The 20,023-nt window shown below is 35.6% G+C and carries 20 protein-coding genes; 10 read left to right on the top strand and 10 right to left on the bottom strand.

What is annotated here, in order from left to right; all coding sequences use genetic code 11:
* Positions 1–84 precede the first annotated feature (84 nt).
* From purN to guaA, 4 genes are all read left to right on the top strand, one after another.
* On the top strand, positions 85–648 hold the full coding sequence (gene purN, locus DRF57_RS04620) for a phosphoribosylglycinamide formyltransferase (RefSeq protein ID WP_115917313.1): 564 nt from the start codon (positions 85–87) through the stop codon (positions 646–648).
* A gap of 168 nt (positions 649–816) precedes the next feature.
* On the top strand, positions 817–2,334 hold the full coding sequence (gene purH, locus DRF57_RS04615) for a bifunctional phosphoribosylaminoimidazolecarboxamide formyltransferase/IMP cyclohydrolase (protein WP_047485328.1): 1,518 nt from the start codon (positions 817–819) through the stop codon (positions 2,332–2,334).
* A gap of 88 nt (positions 2,335–2,422) precedes the next feature.
* Positions 2,423–3,661, top strand: a complete 1,239-nt coding sequence (gene purD, locus DRF57_RS04610; RefSeq protein ID WP_047485326.1) for a phosphoribosylamine--glycine ligase — start codon at positions 2,423–2,425, stop codon at positions 3,659–3,661.
* 144 nt (positions 3,662–3,805) lie between these two features.
* The gene (guaA, locus tag DRF57_RS04605; RefSeq protein WP_047485323.1) at positions 3,806–5,335 is read left to right on the top strand and encodes a glutamine-hydrolyzing GMP synthase; all 1,530 of its coding nucleotides are present in this window, start codon (positions 3,806–3,808) and stop codon (positions 5,333–5,335) included.
* Between the two features lie 326 nt (positions 5,336–5,661).
* Here guaA and DRF57_RS04600 read toward each other — a convergent pair whose 3' ends face one another.
* Complete coding sequence (locus DRF57_RS04600) at positions 5,662–6,048, bottom strand: hypothetical protein (RefSeq protein ID WP_123863282.1); 387 nt, start codon at positions 6,046–6,048, stop codon at positions 5,662–5,664.
* A 90-nt stretch (positions 6,049–6,138) separates the two neighbouring features.
* Here DRF57_RS04600 and DRF57_RS04595 point away from each other — a divergent pair, with 90 nt between their 5' ends.
* A complete protein-coding gene (locus DRF57_RS04595) occupies positions 6,139–7,647 on the top strand; it encodes a carbon-nitrogen hydrolase family protein (protein ID WP_084085986.1) in 1,509 nt (502 codons plus the stop codon).
* Between the two features lie 102 nt (positions 7,648–7,749).
* On the opposite strand, the gene DRF57_RS04590 is transcribed toward DRF57_RS04595, so the two are convergent.
* Together DRF57_RS04590 and DRF57_RS23885 are read right to left on the bottom strand one after the other, a co-directional pair.
* The gene (locus tag DRF57_RS04590; protein WP_084085985.1) at positions 7,750–8,391 is read right to left on the bottom strand and encodes a hypothetical protein; all 642 of its coding nucleotides are present in this window, start codon (positions 8,389–8,391) and stop codon (positions 7,750–7,752) included.
* 203 nt (positions 8,392–8,594) lie between these two features.
* Positions 8,595–8,759: a hypothetical protein gene (locus tag DRF57_RS23885; protein ID WP_167449345.1), complete on the bottom strand. Its 165-nt coding sequence runs from the start codon at positions 8,757–8,759 to the stop codon at positions 8,595–8,597.
* Between the two features lie 192 nt (positions 8,760–8,951).
* Between DRF57_RS23885 and DRF57_RS04585 the strand changes: the two genes are divergently transcribed.
* The 4 genes from DRF57_RS04585 to DRF57_RS04570 all read left to right on the top strand — a co-directional run bounded on the left by DRF57_RS04585 (position 8,952) and on the right by DRF57_RS04570 (position 13,200).
* Positions 8,952–9,161 carry a cold-shock protein gene (locus DRF57_RS04585; RefSeq protein ID WP_084085984.1) on the top strand — a complete coding sequence of 70 codons (210 nt, stop codon included), beginning with the start codon at positions 8,952–8,954 and terminating at the stop codon, positions 9,159–9,161.
* Positions 9,162–9,298: 137 nt separating this feature from the next.
* On the top strand, positions 9,299–10,948 hold the full coding sequence (locus DRF57_RS04580; protein ID WP_115917137.1) for an ABC1 kinase family protein: 1,650 nt from the start codon (positions 9,299–9,301) through the stop codon (positions 10,946–10,948).
* 90 nt (positions 10,949–11,038) lie between these two features.
* Positions 11,039–11,548 (top strand): hypothetical protein, encoded by a 510-nt coding sequence (locus DRF57_RS04575; protein WP_228450210.1) that lies wholly within the window; start codon positions 11,039–11,041, stop codon positions 11,546–11,548.
* Positions 11,549–11,847: 299 nt separating this feature from the next.
* Positions 11,848–13,200, top strand: a complete 1,353-nt coding sequence (locus DRF57_RS04570; protein ID WP_047485309.1) for a DEAD/DEAH box helicase — start codon at positions 11,848–11,850, stop codon at positions 13,198–13,200.
* 61 nt (positions 13,201–13,261) lie between these two features.
* On the opposite strand, the gene DRF57_RS04565 is transcribed toward DRF57_RS04570, so the two are convergent.
* The 4 genes from DRF57_RS04565 to DRF57_RS04550 all read right to left on the bottom strand — a co-directional run bounded on the left by DRF57_RS04565 (position 13,262) and on the right by DRF57_RS04550 (position 16,517).
* Entirely contained in the window at positions 13,262–13,918 is a 657-nt protein-coding gene (locus DRF57_RS04565; RefSeq protein ID WP_047485307.1) for a GDSL-type esterase/lipase family protein, read from the bottom strand.
* Positions 13,919–13,981: 63 nt separating this feature from the next.
* On the bottom strand, positions 13,982–14,446 hold the full coding sequence (locus DRF57_RS04560) for a lipocalin-like domain-containing protein (RefSeq protein WP_047485305.1): 465 nt from the start codon (positions 14,444–14,446) through the stop codon (positions 13,982–13,984).
* A 360-nt stretch (positions 14,447–14,806) separates the two neighbouring features.
* Positions 14,807–15,970 (bottom strand): iron-containing alcohol dehydrogenase, encoded by a 1,164-nt coding sequence (locus tag DRF57_RS04555; protein ID WP_115917133.1) that lies wholly within the window; start codon positions 15,968–15,970, stop codon positions 14,807–14,809.
* A 139-nt stretch (positions 15,971–16,109) separates the two neighbouring features.
* Positions 16,110–16,517, bottom strand: a complete 408-nt coding sequence (locus DRF57_RS04550; protein ID WP_047485301.1) for a winged helix-turn-helix transcriptional regulator — start codon at positions 16,515–16,517, stop codon at positions 16,110–16,112.
* A 98-nt stretch (positions 16,518–16,615) separates the two neighbouring features.
* Here DRF57_RS04550 and lpdA point away from each other — a divergent pair, with 98 nt between their 5' ends.
* Positions 16,616–18,016, top strand: coding sequence for a dihydrolipoyl dehydrogenase (gene lpdA / locus DRF57_RS04545; RefSeq protein ID WP_115917131.1), 1,401 nt, complete (start codon positions 16,616–16,618; stop codon positions 18,014–18,016).
* A 195-nt stretch (positions 18,017–18,211) separates the two neighbouring features.
* Here the strand turns inward: lpdA and DRF57_RS04540 are convergent, their stop codons facing one another.
* From DRF57_RS04540 to DRF57_RS04530, 3 genes are read right to left on the bottom strand one after another with little or no spacing between them, the layout of a single operon-like run.
* The gene (locus DRF57_RS04540) at positions 18,212–18,817 is read right to left on the bottom strand and encodes a hypothetical protein (protein ID WP_115917129.1); all 606 of its coding nucleotides are present in this window, start codon (positions 18,815–18,817) and stop codon (positions 18,212–18,214) included.
* A 37-nt stretch (positions 18,818–18,854) separates the two neighbouring features.
* A complete protein-coding gene (locus DRF57_RS04535) occupies positions 18,855–19,259 on the bottom strand; it encodes a hypothetical protein (protein ID WP_047485296.1) in 405 nt (134 codons plus the stop codon).
* A 48-nt stretch (positions 19,260–19,307) separates the two neighbouring features.
* The gene (locus DRF57_RS04530; protein ID WP_123863281.1) at positions 19,308–19,988 is read right to left on the bottom strand and encodes a hypothetical protein; all 681 of its coding nucleotides are present in this window, start codon (positions 19,986–19,988) and stop codon (positions 19,308–19,310) included.
* Positions 19,989–20,023: the final 35 nt, after the last annotated feature.

Raw genomic sequence — 20,023 nt, 5'->3', positions numbered from 1 at the left:
CAAAAAAGGATGCCGCTGCAATCGGGGCTAATTAAAGAAAGCCTTGTCAAGGTTCTAAACCTTGACAAGGCTGCCAAAAAAAATATGAAGAACATCGTTGTACTTGTATCCGGTTCAGGAACCAATCTGCAGAGAATCATAGATACTATTGAAGCTGGAGAAATCCAAAATGCAAAAGTAGCTTTGGTAGTAGCTGACAGAGAATGCTATGGACTGGAAAGAGCAAAAAACCATCATATAGATACTGTACTTATTCCAAGAGGAAAAAATTTCAGCAGTGAGCTGGCTAAGATAATCCCTGAAAATACAGATTTAATCGTATTGGCAGGATTCTTATCCATTTTAAAATCTGAATTCTGTGAGAATTGGACAGGTAAAATAATCAATATTCATCCTGCATTACTTCCCAAATTCGGAGGAAAAGGAATGTGGGGGATGAACGTGCATCATGCCGTGATAGAAGCCGGAGAAAAAGAAAGTGGTGCTACGGTACATTTTGTGACTCCGGGAATTGATGAAGGAGAAGCTATTCTTCAGAAGTCTTTTGAAGTAACACCGGAAGATACTCCTGAAACATTGGCAGGAAAAGTTCACGAGATTGAATATGAAATATTTCCGATAGCGATCAATAAGGTCCTGGGAAATTAATAAATATACCAATGTACTAGTGTAGCAGTTTACCAATACTAAAGGTATCGTTACATTACTAGATTGATACATTGATAAGAAAATCTAAGTAAAATAAAAGTAAGTTCGGAGGTGAAAGACCCGGACACAGTTTGAAATAGCTGTAAAAAGTAAAAAATTGAAAGTAAAATGAGTAAAAAGAGAGTTTTAATCAGTGTTTCTGACAAAAGTGGATTAATTGAATTCGCGCAGTTTTTGGAAGCTCAGAATTATGAGTTGATCTCTACAGGAGGAACGTTCAAACATTTGAAAGACGCTGGTTTAAATCCCATTCAGATTGATGAGGTTACCAATTTCCCTGAAATGTTGGACGGTAGGGTGAAGACGTTACACCCTAAAGTTCATGGAGGATTACTGGCTGTTCGTACCAACGAGGAGCACATGAAAACCGTTCAGGAACACGGAATTGGTCTGATAGACATGGTTATCGTAAACCTTTACCCTTTCTTTGAAAATGTAAATAAAGACATTTCTTTACATGAAAAGGTAGAATTCATCGATATCGGAGGCCCTTCAATGCTTCGTTCTGCAGCAAAAAACTTTGACTCCGTTACTGTAATTACTGATGTGGAAGACTATACAGCAGTAAAACTGGAAATGGAACAAAACGGAGATACTTACATCGAAACCCGTAAAAAGCTGGCAGGAAAAGTATTCAACCTTACTTCCGCTTATGATGCTGCTATTTCAAGAATGCTTTTAGATGAGGAATATCCTACCTACTTAAATGCATCTTATAAAAAGGTTTCTGACTTAAGATACGGTGAAAATCCTCATCAGACAGCAGCTTACTATGTTTCTACTTTTGAAAACGGGGCAATGAAAGACTTCGAACAGCTTGGAGGTAAAGAGCTTTCTTTCAATAACCTACGTGATATGGACCTTTGCTGGAAAGTAGTTACTGAATTCAAAGAAGAAATGGCTTGTTGTGCCGTGAAACATTCTACACCTTGTGGTGTGGCTATCGGAACTTCAGCTTTGGAAACTTACCAAAAAACTTTCGAATGTGATCCTGTCTCTATCTTTGGCGGAATTGTTGCAATGAACTACACAATAAATGCTGCAACAGCTGAAGAGCTGAACAAAACATTCCTTGAGATTGTGATGGCTCCGGATTTTGACGAAGAAGCGCTGGAAGTTTTAAGAAAAAAGAAAAACTTAAGAATCATCAAAATTGTAAACCCTGTTTCTGATAAGCAGACTTGGGTAAAAGTAGACGGTGGTATCCTGGTTCAGGATAACGATACTTACTTCTCTGATGATATCAAGGTAGTTACTGAGGTACAGCCTACTGAAGAACAGAAAAAAGCTTTACTTTTCTCACAGAGAGTGGTAAAATACGTGAAGTCAAATGCTATTGTTGTTTCCAACGGAGTTCAGGCTTTCGGAATCGGTGGAGGACAGGTTAACAGAATCTGGGCAACACAACAGGCTATTGAAAGAGCAAAAGAAAAATTCTCAGGAGATCTTGTATTAGCTTCTGATGCATTTTTCCCTTTCCGTGACGTCGTGGATTTCTGCGCTCAGGAAGGTATCAAAGCTATCATTCAGCCAGGAGGAAGTGTAAAAGATCAGGACAGTGTAGAAGCTGCCAATGAACACGGTATCCCAATGATGTTTACAGGTGTGAGACACTTTTTCCACTAATTAAAATAGAATTAAAAAATAATTAGGGATTGTATTTATAGCATTCAAAATTATATATTTGTAAATTAGACTAGATAATAAATAAAGTATGAGAATATTAATCATAGGTGAAGGCGGTAGAGAATCTGCTCTGGCGGCAAAACTTCAGAATGACCCTAGAATTTCTAAAATGTTTTTTGCCAACGGGAATGCTACTACCGATGTAATAGGAAAAAATGTTCATTTATCAGAAATCAAAGAACTTAGAGATTTCGCTATTAAAGAAAAAGTTGACTTAACGATTGTAGGTCCTGAGGCTCCATTGGTAGCCGGTTTAAAGGATGAATTTAAGCAGCACGATCTTAAAGTTTTTGGTCCTACTCAAAAAGTGGCAAGCTTGGAAGGAAGTAAAGCTTTCTCTAAGAAGTTTATGCAGACCTATGATATCAAAACAGCAAAAGCTGTAGTATTTGATTCATATAACGAAGCTAAAGAATATGTACAGACACAGGAATATCCTTTAGTAATCAAAGCAAGCGGTTTAGCAGGCGGAAAAGGAGTGGTAATCTGTGATACACTTGAAGAGGCAGAAGCTACCATCCATGATTTCATGATCAGAAGAATCTATGGTGATGCCGGTATCCGTTTAGTTATTGAAGAATATTTACAAGGTTTTGAAGCTTCAATTATTGCATTCTCTAACGGAGAAAAATTATTCCCTTGTATTGCAGCAAAAGACTATAAGAAGGCTGGAAAAGGAGATACAGGACCTAATACAGGAGGTATGGGTTCAGTAGCACCAAGCCCTGAATTTACTCAGGAGCATTATGCAGACTTCGAACAGAATATTTTAGAGCCTACCGTTAAAGGTCTTAAAGCAGAAGGTTTCAGCTTTAAAGGAATCATTTTCTTCGGATTAATGATCACTAAAAAAGGAACTTATCTTCTTGAATACAACATGAGATTCGGAGATCCTGAAACTCAGGTATTGATGGCTCTTATGGAAAACAATCTTCTGGATGTAATTCAGGATTGTATGGATGGAAAAGATATTGAGCTTAAGTTTAAAGACGAAAAAGCAATATGTCTTGTTATGTGTTCGGGAGGGTATCCAAGAAATATCGAAACAGGTTTCGAGATTACAGGAGAAGATAAAGTAACCCACAGTAAATTATTATACGCAGGGGCTATGAGAAAAGGAGACAAAGTGGTTTCCAATGGTGGTAGAGTTCTGAACATTGTAGCAACAGGAGCTACTTTCGAAGATGCCCGCAAGAAAGTTTACGAAGATGCAAGCCATGTACATTTCGATTACGGCTTCTACAGAGAAGACATCGGAAAGTTCTAATAAAAATCACGGAAAAAGATTTGGAGACATTCCAAGTCTTTTTTTGTAAAACAGTTAATATTAAATAAGATGTTAGATCTCAGACTTCAGACCTAAAAATCTGATGTCTTACATCTGATATCTTTAAAAAATCAATCATCAAAAATGAACAATGGTATTATTATTTTAGATTTCGGATCCCAGTACAACCAGCTTATCGGAAGAAGAATCCGTGAGATGGGGGTATACTCTGAAATCTTACCTTACAATACACCTTTACAAGATATTTTAGCAAAACAACCCAAAGGAATCATCCTTTCCGGGGGGCCAAGCTCTGTAAATGCAGAAAATGCTCACCTGGTTGAGAAAGCATTATATGAGCAGGGAGTTCCTGTATTGGGAATTTGCTACGGAATGCAGATGACAGCTCACCTTTTAGGAGGTAAAGTAAATAAAGGAGAAAAAGGAGAATACGGTAAAGCAAACCTGGAAATCGTTAAAGAGAGCTCTTTATTAAAAGGGGTTACTCAAAACTCTGTGGTTTGGATGAGCCACTTTGATGAAGTGGGGGAGCTTCCTGCAGGTTTTGAATTAAATGCAAAATCAGGAGTAATTGCTTCTATTTCCAATGAACAAAGCAAAATCTACTGTGTTCAGTTCCACCCGGAAGTTTCGCATACCGAAGAAGGAGGGAAAATGCTGGAAAACTTTGTTTTTGCAATTTGTAATGCAGAGAAAAACTGGAAGCTGACTAACTATATCGAAAAAACAGTTGAAGAAATCCGTGAGAAAGTAGGTGACCACAAAGTAATCCTTGGTCTTTCAGGAGGTGTAGACTCTTCGGTAGCCGCAGTGTTGATTCATAAAGCAATTGGTGACCAGTTGACTTGTATCTTTGTAGATACAGGATTATTGAGAAAAGATGAGGGGAGAAAAGTAATGGATCAATATGGAGAACATTTCCATATGAACATTAAAATGGTAGATGCTCAGGAAAGATTCCTTTCAAAATTAGCGGGAGTAGACGATCCGGAAGCGAAGAGAAAGATTATCGGAAACGAGTTTATTCACGTTTTTGATGAAGAATCTCACAAAATTGAAGGTGCTAAATTCCTTGCTCAGGGGACCATTTATCCTGATGTTATCGAAAGCCAGTCTGTAAACGGACCATCTGCAGTCATTAAATCTCACCACAATGTGGGAGGTCTTCCTGAAGATATGGAATTCGAATTATTAGAGCCATTAAGAGAGCTTTTCAAGGACGAAGTAAGAAGGGTAGGAGAAGAATTGGGCATTCCTCATCACATGGTATACAGACACCCTTTCCCTGGACCAGGATTAGGAATCAGAGTATTAGGAGCTGTAGATGCTGAGAAAGTAAGAATACTTCAGGAAGCTGACGATATTTTCATTGAAGAATTATATAAAAATGATCTTTACGAAAAAGTATCTCAGGCATTTGTAGTTCTTCTTCCTGTAAAATCTGTAGGAGTAATGGGAGACGAAAGAACTTACGAATATACAGCAGTAGTTCGTTCTGCTAATACCATTGACTTCATGACTGCAACATGGAGCAGGCTTCCTTATGAATTCTTAGATACTGTTTCAAGCAGAATTATCAACGAAGTAAGAGGAATCAACAGAGTAGCTTATGATATTTCAAGCAAACCACCTGCAACTATTGAGTGGGAATAATCTTGAATTGAATTGACAATATAAATCCTGCCCAAAAAGGCAGGATTTTTTGTTACCAATCTTGCCTTAAAGCAACTCCAATACTTAAAAAATAAATTAATATTAAGAGGAGACCGCCATTAATGATATGTAAAATTACCTTTTTGTTGTGCTGATGAATTATATAAAAATTAATAATTAAAACAAGCAGAATAGCCGGAGTAAACTCAAGAAAAAAGTCTGACTGATAATACACTGATAACATTATGTAAATCAGTGATATAATTGAGTTGATTATTGAGATTCTTTTCATGCTTCGTTCTTGTTCAACATTAGAGTGAAATTTCTTAGGTTACATTACAGAAATAAAAATCTTCAGCAGAAAAAGAAGTTAGATTCTCCATATAATCAAAACAAGTATTATAGATATCAGGATCTATGGATAAGTATTGATCATGCAGCGTTTTAACCCTGATATATTGTATACTATCAAATGCACTAAGAATATTATCTACTTGTGACGCATAATTGTTTTCAATAAAAATTAACGGATAATTTAGACAAATATATCCTATGATTTTATTTTCTGTGGATAGGACATAAATTTTTTCACTATCAATTTCTATATCAGTTATATAATGATGTGATAGAGTTTCTATCACGGAGAAGAAAATAGAATGTTTCCAGTTCATATTTGCATAAATAGCTTTTTGTAAAATTGCTGTTATATCCACTGTTAAATTTATATAAATGGTTGTGAAAGCACTTTATCTATAAGAGCTCAAGTGAAATATTTTCCCTAAATTTAGGTAAAATTACATCAAATGCAAATAGAAACAAGACCCCTGAGTGTTCAGGATTATGATGAACTGGTTGTAACAATGAAGCGTGCCTATCCCCAGATGTCGGAATCAATCTGGTCTAAAAAAAGCATTGAAAAACTTACAAGGATATTTCCCAAAGGTCAGATCTGTATTACAGTAGATGGAAAACTGGCTGCCGTAGCGCTTTCCATTATTGTGAACTATGATGAGTTCGGGGATGACCACACCTATGTGGATATTACAGGGAATTATACATTTAATACCCATTTGTCAACAGGAAATGTATTATATGGAATCGAGGTTTTTGTAGATCCGGAGTTTCGTGAGCTGCGCCTGGGAAGAAGACTTTATGATGCCAGAAAAGAATTATGCGAGCTTCTTAATCTGAAATCAATTATTCTGGGTGGAAGGATTCCGAACTATCATAAATACAGTCATGAGCTTTCTCCCAGAGAATATATACGCAGGGTGAGAGACAAGGAAATTTATGATCCTGTATTGTCCTTCCAGCTTTCCAATAACTTTCTGCCCATAAAGATTCTGAAAAAATACCTTCCTGAAGACGAGTCGTCACTGGAAAATGCTGTTTTGCTGCAATGGAATAATATCTATTACAGTAAAAAACCGAATACCATGCAGGACAGCATTATCCGTTTAGGACTGGTACAATGGCAGATGAGGCATTTTAAGAATATTGAAGCCTTTTATGAGCAGGTAGAGTTTTTTGTCAATGTAATGGGAGACTACAAATCAGACTTCGTATTATTCCCTGAACTTTTCAATACCCCTTTGCTGGCACCCTTCAATAAACTTTCAGAAAGAGACAGTATGATAGAACTTGCCAAATTAAGTGAGGATATTAAAAACAAAATTTCCGAACTGGCGATTAGCTACAATGTAAATATTATCTCCGGAAGTATGCCTGTTTTTGATCATGATAATAATGATTTGTATAATGTCAGCTATCTGCTGCACAGAGACGGCCGCATAGATGAATACAGAAAAATCCATATTACCCCGAATGAAAGAAAATATTACGGAATGAAAGGAGGGAATGAAATTAAAGTTTTTGATACCGACTGTGGCAAAATAGGCCTGGTAATTTGCTATGATGTAGAATTTCCGGAATTACCGAGAATTTTAGCAGATCAGGGCATGAAGATATTATTTGTCCCTTATCTTACAGATACTCAGAATGCCTATATCAGAGTGCGCCATTGTGCTGCAGCAAGAGCTATTGAAAATGAATGTTATGTAGCCATTGCAGGATGTGTAGGAAATCTTCCGGGGGTTAATAATATGGACATCCAGTTTGGACAGGCTGCTGTATTTACTCCTTCAGATTTTGCTTTTCCGTCTAATGCCGTGAAAGGGGAAGCTACCCCAAATACGGAAATGACCTTAATTGTGGATGTAGACTTAAACTTACTCAAAGATCTTCATCATAATGGATCAGTACAGGTCATGAATGACAGGAGAAAAGACCTTTATGATACTTACCTGAAATAACGGGTATAAAAATGTAATACTTAAAAACCACCTCAGTAACAGAGGTGGTTTAAAAACGGATCTATGAATAAATAAATTGGAGAAGTTTAAGTAAGGGCTTCCTTATACTTTTTTATTGTGCTTTACTGCATCTACGAGTAGCTGCTCATTCTCTTTATATGTTTTTAACTGTGATGGGCTCAGGATAGCTTCAAAATCTTTATTGGCACTTTTAAATCCATCAGTAATGATGCGACGTGCTTCCTGATCATTTGTTTTTTTCTTGCTTTTATTCCTTTTATCCAGCACATTCTGCATACCTTCCGCTGCTTTAAGATTGATCGTATAAGCTTTTGGAATCTGCTCATCAGTAAGATCCAGTAAAGAGATCATCACTAAAGTTCTGTAGCCTGCCAGTTCTTTTATCCTGTTGTTTTCAAACTTAGTCATTTGTTCAGGTGTCAGGATTGTCTTTAATGATTTGTCACGCTGTACCATGATCCCTATTAATTCACTGGAAATAGCTTTGTTATTCAGGATATTGGAATTGTCTCCCACTTTTTCATCGAGTGTATCCAGAGATTCAGCTGCTACTTTATTAAAATATAAAGCTTTATTGGTTTGGCTTTCAGTAAGATTTAAATAATCCATTTTAGAAGTCATTGCTTCGGCAATTGAGTTGGCAGAACCCATTTGTGCTTTTAACTGAGCTGTTATGGTAAATAATATGGTAAACAGACCTATTGAAATAATTTTTCGCAACATAATTTGGTTTTTTACTATTTATTGTATTATGATACAAATGTATGTTGCAGAAGAATTTTTCTTATTATCCAAAATCCTTTTTTTATTGTTCAAAATTCTCCATTTGTAGATATATTTTTTTAATTTGATAAATAAAACAAAAAAAATCCGGAGATAATTCTCCGGATTTAACTATTATCCGTTGTCAGGACCTGAATTTATTATTATTTATACTGCGGACATACTACAGCGGGGCAAATTAATCCCGGGCACTGAGGTCTTCCATCAGTAGGACAACACTGATGTGAGCAGTTACCGATGATGATACCACTCCCTGCAATACCTTTTAATTGTTCTCTTGAAAGTTTGTTGTTACGTAAATTTTTCATTTTGTAATACTTTTATTGGTTTGTTTTCTTGTACGCTGTAAATATAGAAAAATATATTACATTTTATCACTAATGTTAGAATTTTATTATTATGATTGGTTTTAATGCTGTAAAATATTGATTATGTATTTGAAATTTTTAATATCTGCTTTAGAATGATTATATTTATTTTTTAATAAAAACTAAAAAATTATGCAAAAAGGAACTGTAAAATGGTATAACACAGAGAAAGGATATGGCTTTATTACCTTGGAAGGAAGTGAAAATACCATTTTTTGTCATCATTCAGCGATTGTCGGCGCTTCGAAATCTTTGTCGGAAGGGCAGACTGTAGAATTCAATATCGTACAGGGTCCAAAAGGGTCTCAGGCAGAAAATGTCAGGGTAGTAGATAATGACTAGAATAGAATGATAAATAAATCTAAAAGATGAGTGCAAAAAAACTGTCAGTGTTCTGGCAGTTTTTTTTATTAAACACTTTTATAAAAACATACTTGGGAACGGTTTTTGGAGTAAATTGCACCTATTATAGATATATTATGTTCGACAAGCAGCAACGAAAACTGAAAAGGTCTGCCAGGCTCATCTCCGTACTGAGTAAATACGGGTTTAAAGATATGCTGGCAAGAATGAACGGGGGAAATAAACAGGAAGAAGTGTCAGCCAATTCAGATGAAATCATCTCAAAAGGGACCGTTTATGAAAGGATCAGATTGGTGCTGGAAGAGCTTGGACCTACTTTTGTAAAGCTGGGACAGACATTTAGCAGCCGGGAAGATCTTTTGCCACCGGAGCTGATTCAGGAACTACAGAAACTACAGGACAAAGTAGAAACTGTAGAGATGGACGTAGAAGATGTTCTCGAAAATGAATTTAATATTTCTGTAAAAGACCATTTTCTGGAGATTCAGAAAGAACCCTTGGCTACAGCTTCTATTGCCCAGGTTTATAAAGCCGTTTTACAGGATGGAAGTCCGGTGATCTTAAAACTCAGAAAACCTGATGTACAATCTGTGATTGAAGATGACTTGCTGCTCATCAAAGATTTAGAAAAGCTTTTGTCTGCTTATTCCGAAATAGGAGAGAAACTCAACCTGAAACAGGCCATTTCTACTTTCGAGAAATCATTACTGGAAGAAGTTTCCCTGATCAACGAAAAAAATAATATCCAGCAGTTTCGTCTTAATTTTAAAAACAATAAAGAAACCTACGTTCCCAAGATATACGAAGAATTTTCCAATAACAATATTCTTTGTATGGAGTTTATTGATGGAATAAAGGTTACCGATAAATCAGCTCTTTTAGCCAATCATATTGATCCTGTAAAAGTCTCAGAAGCCGGATTGAGGCTTTTTGTTTCTCAGATTTTAGATTATGGATTTTTTCATGCAGACCCACATGCCGGAAATATTTTAGTAAAAAAGGATGGAAAGATTGTCTTCATTGATTTTGGTGCAGTAGGTAAAATTCAGCCTAACGATAAAGAGATTCTTGAAAACCTGATCGTAAGCTTTGTGGCCAAAAATCCACATAAAATAGTTCGCTATCTCAAAAAGATGGCAATAAGCTATGAGATTCCTGACGAAAGAAGGTTTGAAAATGATGTAGAAGATATTCTGAATTTTGTGCACAGCTCATCCTTGCAGGAAATTAATATTCAGGTTATCATCAATAAAATGAAGGATATCCTGAAAGATAACAGGCTTTATATGCCCGATTATTTTTATCTTCTGTTTAAAGGAATCAGCCTGATAGAAGGAGTGGGCAGGAATATCAACCCTGAATTGGATATTGTAAAAAGTCTTCATCCTTACACTAAAAAAATATTTACAAAAAAGATCAATCCCAAGAATATTTTAAAAACAGGATTGGATAAAATGATGAATTTCACTGACAATGTGGATGAAATTCCCAGAGAACTCCGTTCTGTACTTCAAAAGCTGGATGAAAATAAATTTACAGTTTCCAGTGAAATCAAAAATATAGAAAAGACAAATCAGCTGATAAAATCCAGTGTGACCAATCTGATTCTTACGATGGTGCTGGGAGCCAATATTATTGCTACGGCCATTGTTTTTGCCTCCGAATCAGGACCGAGGATAGGGGAGCTTTCTCTGGTCGCGGTGTTAGGGTTTGTTTTTTCAGTCATTTTAGTTCTAGTCATTTTACTCAGAATAACAAGGAAGTAGGAGGAGAGTTAAGAGTTTTTGAACTATAAGATGAATACACGTACAACCTGAACTTTAAAATCGCCTATCCCATAAAAAACAAAAATAACAATGAGAACAATTAGTATACTTGCTTTTATCTTCTGTAGTTCACTGTTTATGGCTCAGATCACTTCTGAAAAAGGAGTATTGGGAGATTTTGATGGCAATGGAACAAAAGAATATGCTTATACTAAAGTCAGTGATTGTAATGATGATTGTGACGGACAATGTGAAACAACTATTTATTTCAGTGATAAAAAGATACAACCATTCATAATTTCTCCAGCCTATGACGGTGCTTTATATAACCTGGGAGATCTTAATGATGATGGAAAAGATGAGATGGGTTTTTATCCCGGATGGTGCACAAGCTGCTGGCACCCATTTTATGCATATACATTAAGTGAAGCCGGCTGGAAACCTTTAGTTCCTCCTATCTCTACACACTGTAATCAGTGGGAAGACGAAAAATTTCCTATTAAAAAAGACCCTAAAAAGAAAGGATATGTCATCATTACCTCAAGCAAATGGGAAAATGATGATATTAAAGTGAGCAGTAAAAGCCTTAAAATAAATTAAAAATTAAGAATAGGAGGTTAAAAACTGATGATTATCCGGTTTTTACTCAGGTCTGAAATCTCACATCTTATATCCGGATTTCATTCTCTGAAAAAACATGATCTTTGACATCAAAAGCTGCTGATTATTGGTTATACAGTCTCAAGTCTCAAGTCTCAAATCTCCAAATCTCCAAGTCTCCAAGTCTCTCCGTCTGCTGTCTCTACATCCCGCTCTTCTCCAATACTGTCACCGCGCCTTCTGTTTACCTCTTACAACCTAAATTTTACATTATACATTTTAATACCTATCTTTGCAAAATGGAAAAACTCACTTTTGCAGATTTTGACCTGCCGGTTAAAATTCTTGATGTTTTAGCGGATATGGAATTATTTGAACCTACTCCAATTCAGGAGAAGAGTATAAAGCCTATTCTTTCCGGAAGAGATGTAATGGGAATTGCACAGACCGGAACCGGAAAAACATTAGCCTATCTTCTGCCAGTTCTTAAAACATGGAAATATAATAAAGCAGGGAATCCAACTGTTTTGGTACTTGTTCCTACCAGAGAATTAGTAGTTCAGGTAGCTGAAATTCTTGAAAAACTGACTGTAAATACTACTGCAAGAGTAATTGGAATATATGGAGGTAAAAATATCAATACTCAAAAACTGTTATTCAATGACGGTTGCGATATTTTGGTAGGTACTCCGGGAAGGGTAATGGACCTTTCCATAGACAATGCCATTTCCCTGAAAGAAGTTCAGAGACTGATTATCGATGAGTTTGATGAGATGCTTAATTTAGGTTTCAGACCACAGCTTACCCATATTTTTGAAATGATGAGAGAGAAGAGACAGAATATTCTTTTCTCTGCAACCATGACTGAAGCTGTAGATGTGATGTTGGATGAGTATTTTGCCAGTCCGATAGAAATTTCATTGGCAAAATCGGGTACTCCACTTGAAAAAATAGAACAGACGGCGTATAAAGTTGAAAACTTCAATACCAAAATCAATTTACTTGAACATTTATTGAAGACTAAGACTGATATGTCTAAGGTGCTTATTTTTAATAACAATAAAAGACATGCTGACCTTCTTTTTACTAAAATTGATGAGTTATTTCCTGGTCAGTTTGATGTAATTCACTCAAATAAATCTCAAAACTACAGGCTTAAGGCTATGAAAAGTTTTGAAAATGAAGAGATCAGAGGGTTGATTACCACGGATGTTATGGCCAGAGGTCTTGATATTTCCAATATTACTCATGTTATCAATTTTGAAACACCTGATATTCCAGAACAGTATATCCACAGAATCGGTAGAACCGGTAGAGCAGATAAAGACGGTAAAGCAATCACTTTCGTAACGAAGAAAGAAGAGCCTTTGATTCTTGATATCGAGCTATTGATGGATAAAGAATTAATCTTTAATGATTTCCCTGAAGGGGTGAAAATTAATCCTGCCAAGATTGCTTCTGAGAAAGATGAAGTGATCATGAAGAACCCTGTACAGGTAAAACTGAATGAAGGAGGAGGAGCATTTCACGAGAAAAAGGATAAGAATAAAAAGGAAAACTGGGGTGGACCTTCAAAAAGGAAAGAGCCGAAAAAATTTGGAGCCAACAGAGCTCAGCAAAAGGCAATATCAAAATCTAAGAGAAAGAAATAAAAAAATAGGCTGCCTCGCTTTTGAGACAGCCTATTTTTTTTATGTTATTCTTGAAAATAGTTTATTTCATATAAGGATCCAAAACCTTTTTCCAGATCTGGTATCCTTCAGGTTTAAAATGAAGCATATCTTCCACAAAAATATCTTTTCTTACATTTCCGTTAGCATCTTCCATGGCTTTGGTAACATCAATAAATTCAGCGTTAGGCTGTTTTTTCATAAAAGCAGCAATTTTTTTATTGGCTTCTTTCATCTGGGGCCACAGCTTCTCTCTACTCGGAGAGTACTTTATTGAAATATAATCCACTTCAATATTCGGAAATCTTTCACGGATCTTTTTATAGAAAGCCTTGTAACGGTTAACTAGTTTTTGAGCTTTCAGCTGGTGGTTGTCTGCGAAGTCATTTTCACCACAATAAATAATGATCTGTTTAGGCTGATAGGGTGCTAAAAGATCATCTGCAAAATCATTGAGGTCTGTAAGCCTTGAGCCACCGAAGCCTCTGTTGATAATGGTTTTGTCAGGAAAATAAGACGCTACATCAGTCCATTTGGTAAAAGATGAACTTCCTAAAAACAAAATAGCATCCTTAGCTGGTGGGTTTTGTTGATCTTCTTTTTTGAAATTTTGGATATCCTGCCAGAACATTGGCTTTTTTTCCTGAGAAAAGGAAATGACAAAAAACAGCAAGAGAAATGCTGAGAGAATCTTCTTCATTGTTTCAATTTTTAATTTCAGATAAAAGTAATAAAAAACTCCCGATTAACGGGAGTTTATCATTTATCTTTTGTAGGTTACATACGTTACATCCGGGATCTTATCTCCATCCTGGTCATAGTTGCCAAACTGTTGAGCTAATCTAAGTTCTGTATTGGATAGGATATCAACTTTATAGTTATTGTTCTCATCCTGGTCAAACTTGATCCCTAAAATTTTAGCATCAGCATCATAGGTGTATCTTCCTTCACTTTTCCCATTCACCTGGCAGTCTGCACCTCCTGTTCCGGAGTAAGCTGTATAGCTGACATAAAAGTCTGTTCTGAAGAAAAGAGTATTTTTTTGATCGCACCCTTCTGGAGTAGAAGAAGAAAGCACTGTTTTATTATCTTTTCCGGAAATAACTTCTCTTTTGGCTTCTTTCCAATCTCCTTTAATAATATCCATTTCATAAGCTTGCATATCATCATCTTTACAAGAAGTAAGCGCCAAAGCAGAAAAGGCAAATAAAAGTAGCTGTTTTTTCATTTTCACAAATTTAAGAATATGCTAAAATATAAATAAATTTGAAATATCTATAATGAAATCACTATTTTTTAAACAAATGTTTATAAATAAGATAATTTGGAATTATTGTACAGCTTTTAAGCTACCAGGCTGGTATGCAGAAAACAATTCATTTAAAGATTCAGGGCTTTATTATTAAAATTCAATAGAAGTGAATTTTAATTTCTCTATAATCTCCACCAAAAAATCCCCGGAATTAACCCAAACATACTATTTTCAATGAACACCATCATTATAATATGTTTGAAGCTTTAGTAAGGAACCTAAAAAAGCGGACCATAGCCCGCTTTTTTAATATCAATTACTGTTTTCCAGTCTATATTAATAGCTCATTTCTACAATCTTAGAAGCATCCTGAGGAGTTAGTTTTTTATATTCTCCAAGTCCCAGCCATTTTCTGTCTGTAAAAGCTTTTTCTACTCTTTCAGCAGTTCCTTTGTAGTCTTCTGTATATTCAGAAAGTTTTGTTTTAATCTGTAGGCTATGGAAGAAGTCTTCCAATTTTTTGATTCCTGCTTCAGCTTTTTCCTCTACAGTTCCGTCTTTAATACCCCAAACTCTTTCAACATATTGTGCCAGTTTTCCTTTTTTATCGTCAAAATTATAACGGTAATGAGAAGGAGCAATGATCGCTAAAGTTCTTGCATGATCGATACCGAAATAAGCTGTCAGTTCATGGCCCATTGCGTGTACAGCCCAGTCGGTGATTACTCCTTTCTGGATCAGCCCGTTTAAGGCCATTGTACAGCACCACATAAAGTTTCCGGCAGCATCATAATTGAAATCATCAGCCAATACTTTTGGAGCTGTTTCCTGCAGACTGATCAAAATACTTTCAGCAATTCTCTCCTGAAGATCAGCAGAAGACGGTGCAGTCATGTATTGTTCCAAAACATGGGTGTAAGCATCGGTAATTCCATTAATGATCTGATTTTTAGGAATTGACCTGATTACTTCAGGATCTAAAACAGAAAACTGAGGGAATAATCCCGGACCCCCGGAAGATAACTTCTCATTAGTCTCCCTTCTGGAAATCACATACCCGGAATTCATCTCGGAACCTGTAGCAGGAAGGGTTAGAATACTTCCGAAAGGCATTCCTTCCCCTTCAAATGTTCTTACCTGTTTTCTCAGAATTTCCCATGGTTCTCCGTTATAGTTAGCCGCTGCAGAAATGAATTTGGTACCGTCAATTACGGAACCTCCTCCTACTGCAAGAAGATAAGTGATGTTATTTTCTTTGATGAAGCTGATCGCTTTAATCAGCACTTCGTATTCCGGATTGGCAGGAACGCCGCCGAATTCATGTAAGTCGTGATCTTTCAAAGCATCTTTCACCTGATCATAAACACCATTGTGTTTGATACTTCCTCCGCCATAAATCATTAATATTTTGGCGTCTTTAGGAATTTCATTGGAAATTTTAGCGATTTCGCCTTTTCCGAAAAGTATCTTAGTTGGGTTTTTAAACTCGAAATTAAGCATTGTTCTAAATTTATTTTAAGCCAAATTTACGGAATGAAAAAAGAAAAATGAGTTAAGGAAGTTTTAAAATTCCTATGATTGATTTTAATGAAAGCTATTGCAAACAATATAGATTGGGCAATACTCCCATCATGATATTCTAAGGATTAGCGGAGAGGTGTTTTTTTGCTCTTTTTATAAAACCTTCTTTATCCTTTTTAATGTCTTCCAGCAGCTTTTTTCTATCTTCCGGGATACTGAGATACTTATCTCCCCAAAGATTAATTTCAACGATTACCGGAACGAGATCAATGCCTTTTTCTGTAAGGTAATAGAGGATTTTCAGCTTGTTTTCGGGATGGTCTTTCTTATCGATGATGCCATTTTCCAGCAAATGCTGAAGTTTTGATGCCAGAATATTGGTGGCAATCTTTTCATCTGCTTTTAGAAATTCGCCATAGGTGCTTTCCTTTTTAAGCATGAGATCCCGTATAATTAATAATGACCATTTATCTCCCCAGATTTCCAGGGAGCAACTGATAGGACAGTCTGATCTTTTCTTACCCATAATGTTAATTTTAAAATAATACTTGCAAAATGAAAGTCTTTATTCTAATTTTGCTTTTATTTTGCAAGTAAATTTAAACATAAAAATGAATACATACAATGGAAGATTATGATATTGCCGTGATCGGCTCCGGACCTGGTGGATATGTAGCTGCGATAAGAAGTGCACAGCTTGGATATAAAACGGTCATCATTGAAAAATATGATACACTGGGAGGAACGTGTACCAACGTAGGCTGTATTCCGACAAAAGCTTTGCTGGACAGTAGCCACCATTATGCGGAAGTTCAGCATAAGTTTAACGAACATGGAATTAAAGTAGATCAGCTAGCCCTGGATTTTTCCCAGATGTACAAAAGAAAATCTGAAGTCGTTTCAAAAAATACGGAAGGTCTTCATTTTCTGATGAATAAAAATAAAATTACCCGGTTGAAAGGGACAGCAGGTTTTGTAAATAATACTACGCTAAAAGTGGTTAATGAAGAGGGCGTCGTAAATATTACCGCTAAACATTATATCATTGCTACAGGCTCAAAACCTTCAGGTATTCCGGGGGTAGCAATAGATAAAAAAAGAATCATTACTTCTACAGAAGCCCTCGCTTTAAAAGAACAGCCAAAATCTATGGTGATCATCGGTGGAGGAGTGATTGGGGTTGAAATGGCATCTATTTTTAACCGTATCGGAACACAGGTAACCATTCTTGAATATGCCGACCACCTGATTGCCACAATGGATCATGAATTAGGAAAAAACCTTCAGAAGATTTTGAAAAAAGAAGGCATTGACATCCGTTTAAATCAGAGCGTTTATAAAGCTGAAAACTTAGGTTCCTCAGCTAAAGTTCTTTTTAAAGATAAAAACGGAACAGAGAACGAACTGGGGGCAGAGTATATTTTGGTAGCCGTGGGAAGGAGCCCGTATATTAAAGGGTTGGGATTGGAAAATACAGATATACAGCTTGATAACCGGGGATTTATTAGAGTAAATGAAAGCAACCAGACAGCTGTTCCCAATATGTATGCTATCGGTGATGTAATTGGGGGAGCGATGCTGGCACATAAAGCCGAGGAAGAGGGTGTTTTTGTAGCAGAAACAATCAACGGGCAGCAACATCATATTCATTACGATCGTATTCCTTCTGTGGTGTACACCTGGCCTGAAGTAGCTTCTGTAGGATATACAGAAGAATATTTAAAGAAAAATAATATAGCTTATACCGTTGGAAAATTTCCATTCTCTGCCAGTGCAAGAGCAAGAGCTTCTATGGATACAGATGGATTTTCAAAAGTCTTGGTAGACCCTAAATATGGAGAAATCTTAGGGATTCATATCATAGGAGCAAGAGCTGCAGATTTGATAGCACAAGGGGTTATTGCTCAGGAATATGAGGTGACGGCAGAGGATATGTTCCGTATTTCTTATGCCCATCCCACTTATTCTGAAACTTTGAAAGAGGCGTATTTGATTGCATCAGGCCAGGGTGCAATTAATATATAAAAAAATAAACCATTAAGATTTTTGAAGCGGATAAAAATAGTTAAGGAAATAGCTAAAGCCTTTTTTTAGCAATGTGCTTTATTTTTTCATCTAAGATAAATCTTAATTATTCTTACTTTCTTCAAAAATCTTAATGGTTTAAAATTTTAGATTATCGATTTTATAACAGATAAAATCCTTGCGTCTTAGCTTCAGTTACATAGAAGAACAGTTCTCATCCTTCGCATAAATACCATTAGTTTTCGCTTCCAGTTTTCCGGTTTTTCTGTTGATTTTAACGGAAAAAGACTCTTTCACGGCCGGACAGCCCTTAGACTGCATAAGAAACATGGAGATATGAAGGTCTTCAATTTTATACGCTCCAGTAAAGCGGTTACTCGTGTCAACAGAATATCCATAAGTTTTTGCCAGCAGAATAGCCTCTGGAAGATTATCAACAGTTCCGATAAAATCTCTCAATTGCTGCTCATTGGAAAAATAAACAGATCTTTCGTTTTTACAAGCTAGAATGTATGAAAAGCAGTTGTTACCTATACATTTCTGGAAAAACCCTTTTTCAGGAACGGGTTCATTGATCGTCATAAATTCAGGAGCCTGGCTTTCGTAGATCACTGCTTTTTCATAATCTGAATCATTACTGAGAATACGCCAGTAAGCATAATCTTTATTAGGGACAATGAAAGGGTAGAGATAATCTACGGTATCGAGGATATCAGGGATTTTTTTATAATCATCAGGAACCTTGATCTGGCTGTAAAGCAGATTGGAAAGAATAAGGGAAAATGCGATGATTACTTTCATAGAGAGTGTGTTTCCAGTGCAAATTTAAGAAAGAGAATTATTTCAGTATAATTTTATAATACCCTTTTTCATCAGTTACATCAATACCTATGCCTGTAAATGTTAATTTGTTAATTTGATAACCATCACAACCTCCTTTAAATTCCGATGACTGTATTGAAAAATCAAAAGATTTAAGATTAGAAGAGAAAGTATATTTTTTTATACCATTATATGCACCTACGTTTTCCAAAATAACCATATCATCAGATGTTTTTGTCAGACTTACTCCAGTTTGATTTTCTTCAACCACTGAATAAGAAGTAAGCTTTCCGTTTGTAATAAGATTTTCATCATTAGAATCTACAAACTTAAAAAGTATCGGAAGAGGTGCATTGTAACAATCTTTTTCACAGGCTGTGAATATAAAAGTTATTAATAAGAATAAGAATATTTTTTTCATGGATTATGGATGGTATGAAGAGTAAAATTAATTATTAATATTTTGTAATCAAAACGATACTACCCCTGAATTATTAAAACGTGCTCTAAATATTTTCAAAAGCTGTGCAAGCTGATCATCTGTGATATCAAAATCATCGATATTGATTTCTATTTTTTCGTTGTTGTGAAAAAAGTATAAATAATTTATTTCAGGTTTATAATCATGTTTAGATTCACGGCTTACCAAACGTTTTACAATAATCTTTTCAAGTTGAATTTCATTCCACAAATACCTTGCATTATTTTTTATCTGAATTCCTTCTCCATTGATGGAGATGATCATTTGTGATGTTTTTTTGATTTCGGAAATTATTTTAAAAATAAAATAACCAGTAAATCCAAGAAGTATAAATAATACAAATACTGCTGTTCCATTAAATTTGAACTTAAAACCTGAAAGAAAAAATAGCCCCAGAATCGCAAACATACTGTAAGTAGCAATAGCAATAATTCTACCTGAACGCGAGTATTTGACTATAATTTCATCAGGAACTGAATTCTCAGTATATTCAATTTTGTCACTTTTATGAAGAGAATATTGTTTATGAATGAAAACTCCATTGATGAATGTAGCAATGAAAAAAATAATAGAAAGAGGAATAAAATATTGTAGTAGATAAATACCTATCAATAAGGCTAAAATCCCAAAAATCGTGTAAAAAATAATACCGAAATTAAACTTTATCATTTCATAGAATTTGACATGTCTGATTGATGTCAAAT

The organism is Chryseobacterium rhizosphaerae, from assembly GCF_003385455.1.
GTDB lineage: Bacteria > Bacteroidota > Bacteroidia > Flavobacteriales > Weeksellaceae > Chryseobacterium > Chryseobacterium rhizosphaerae.
The sequence above is the reverse complement of the archived record's forward strand: the minus strand, read 5'-3'. Positions and strand labels throughout refer to the sequence as shown.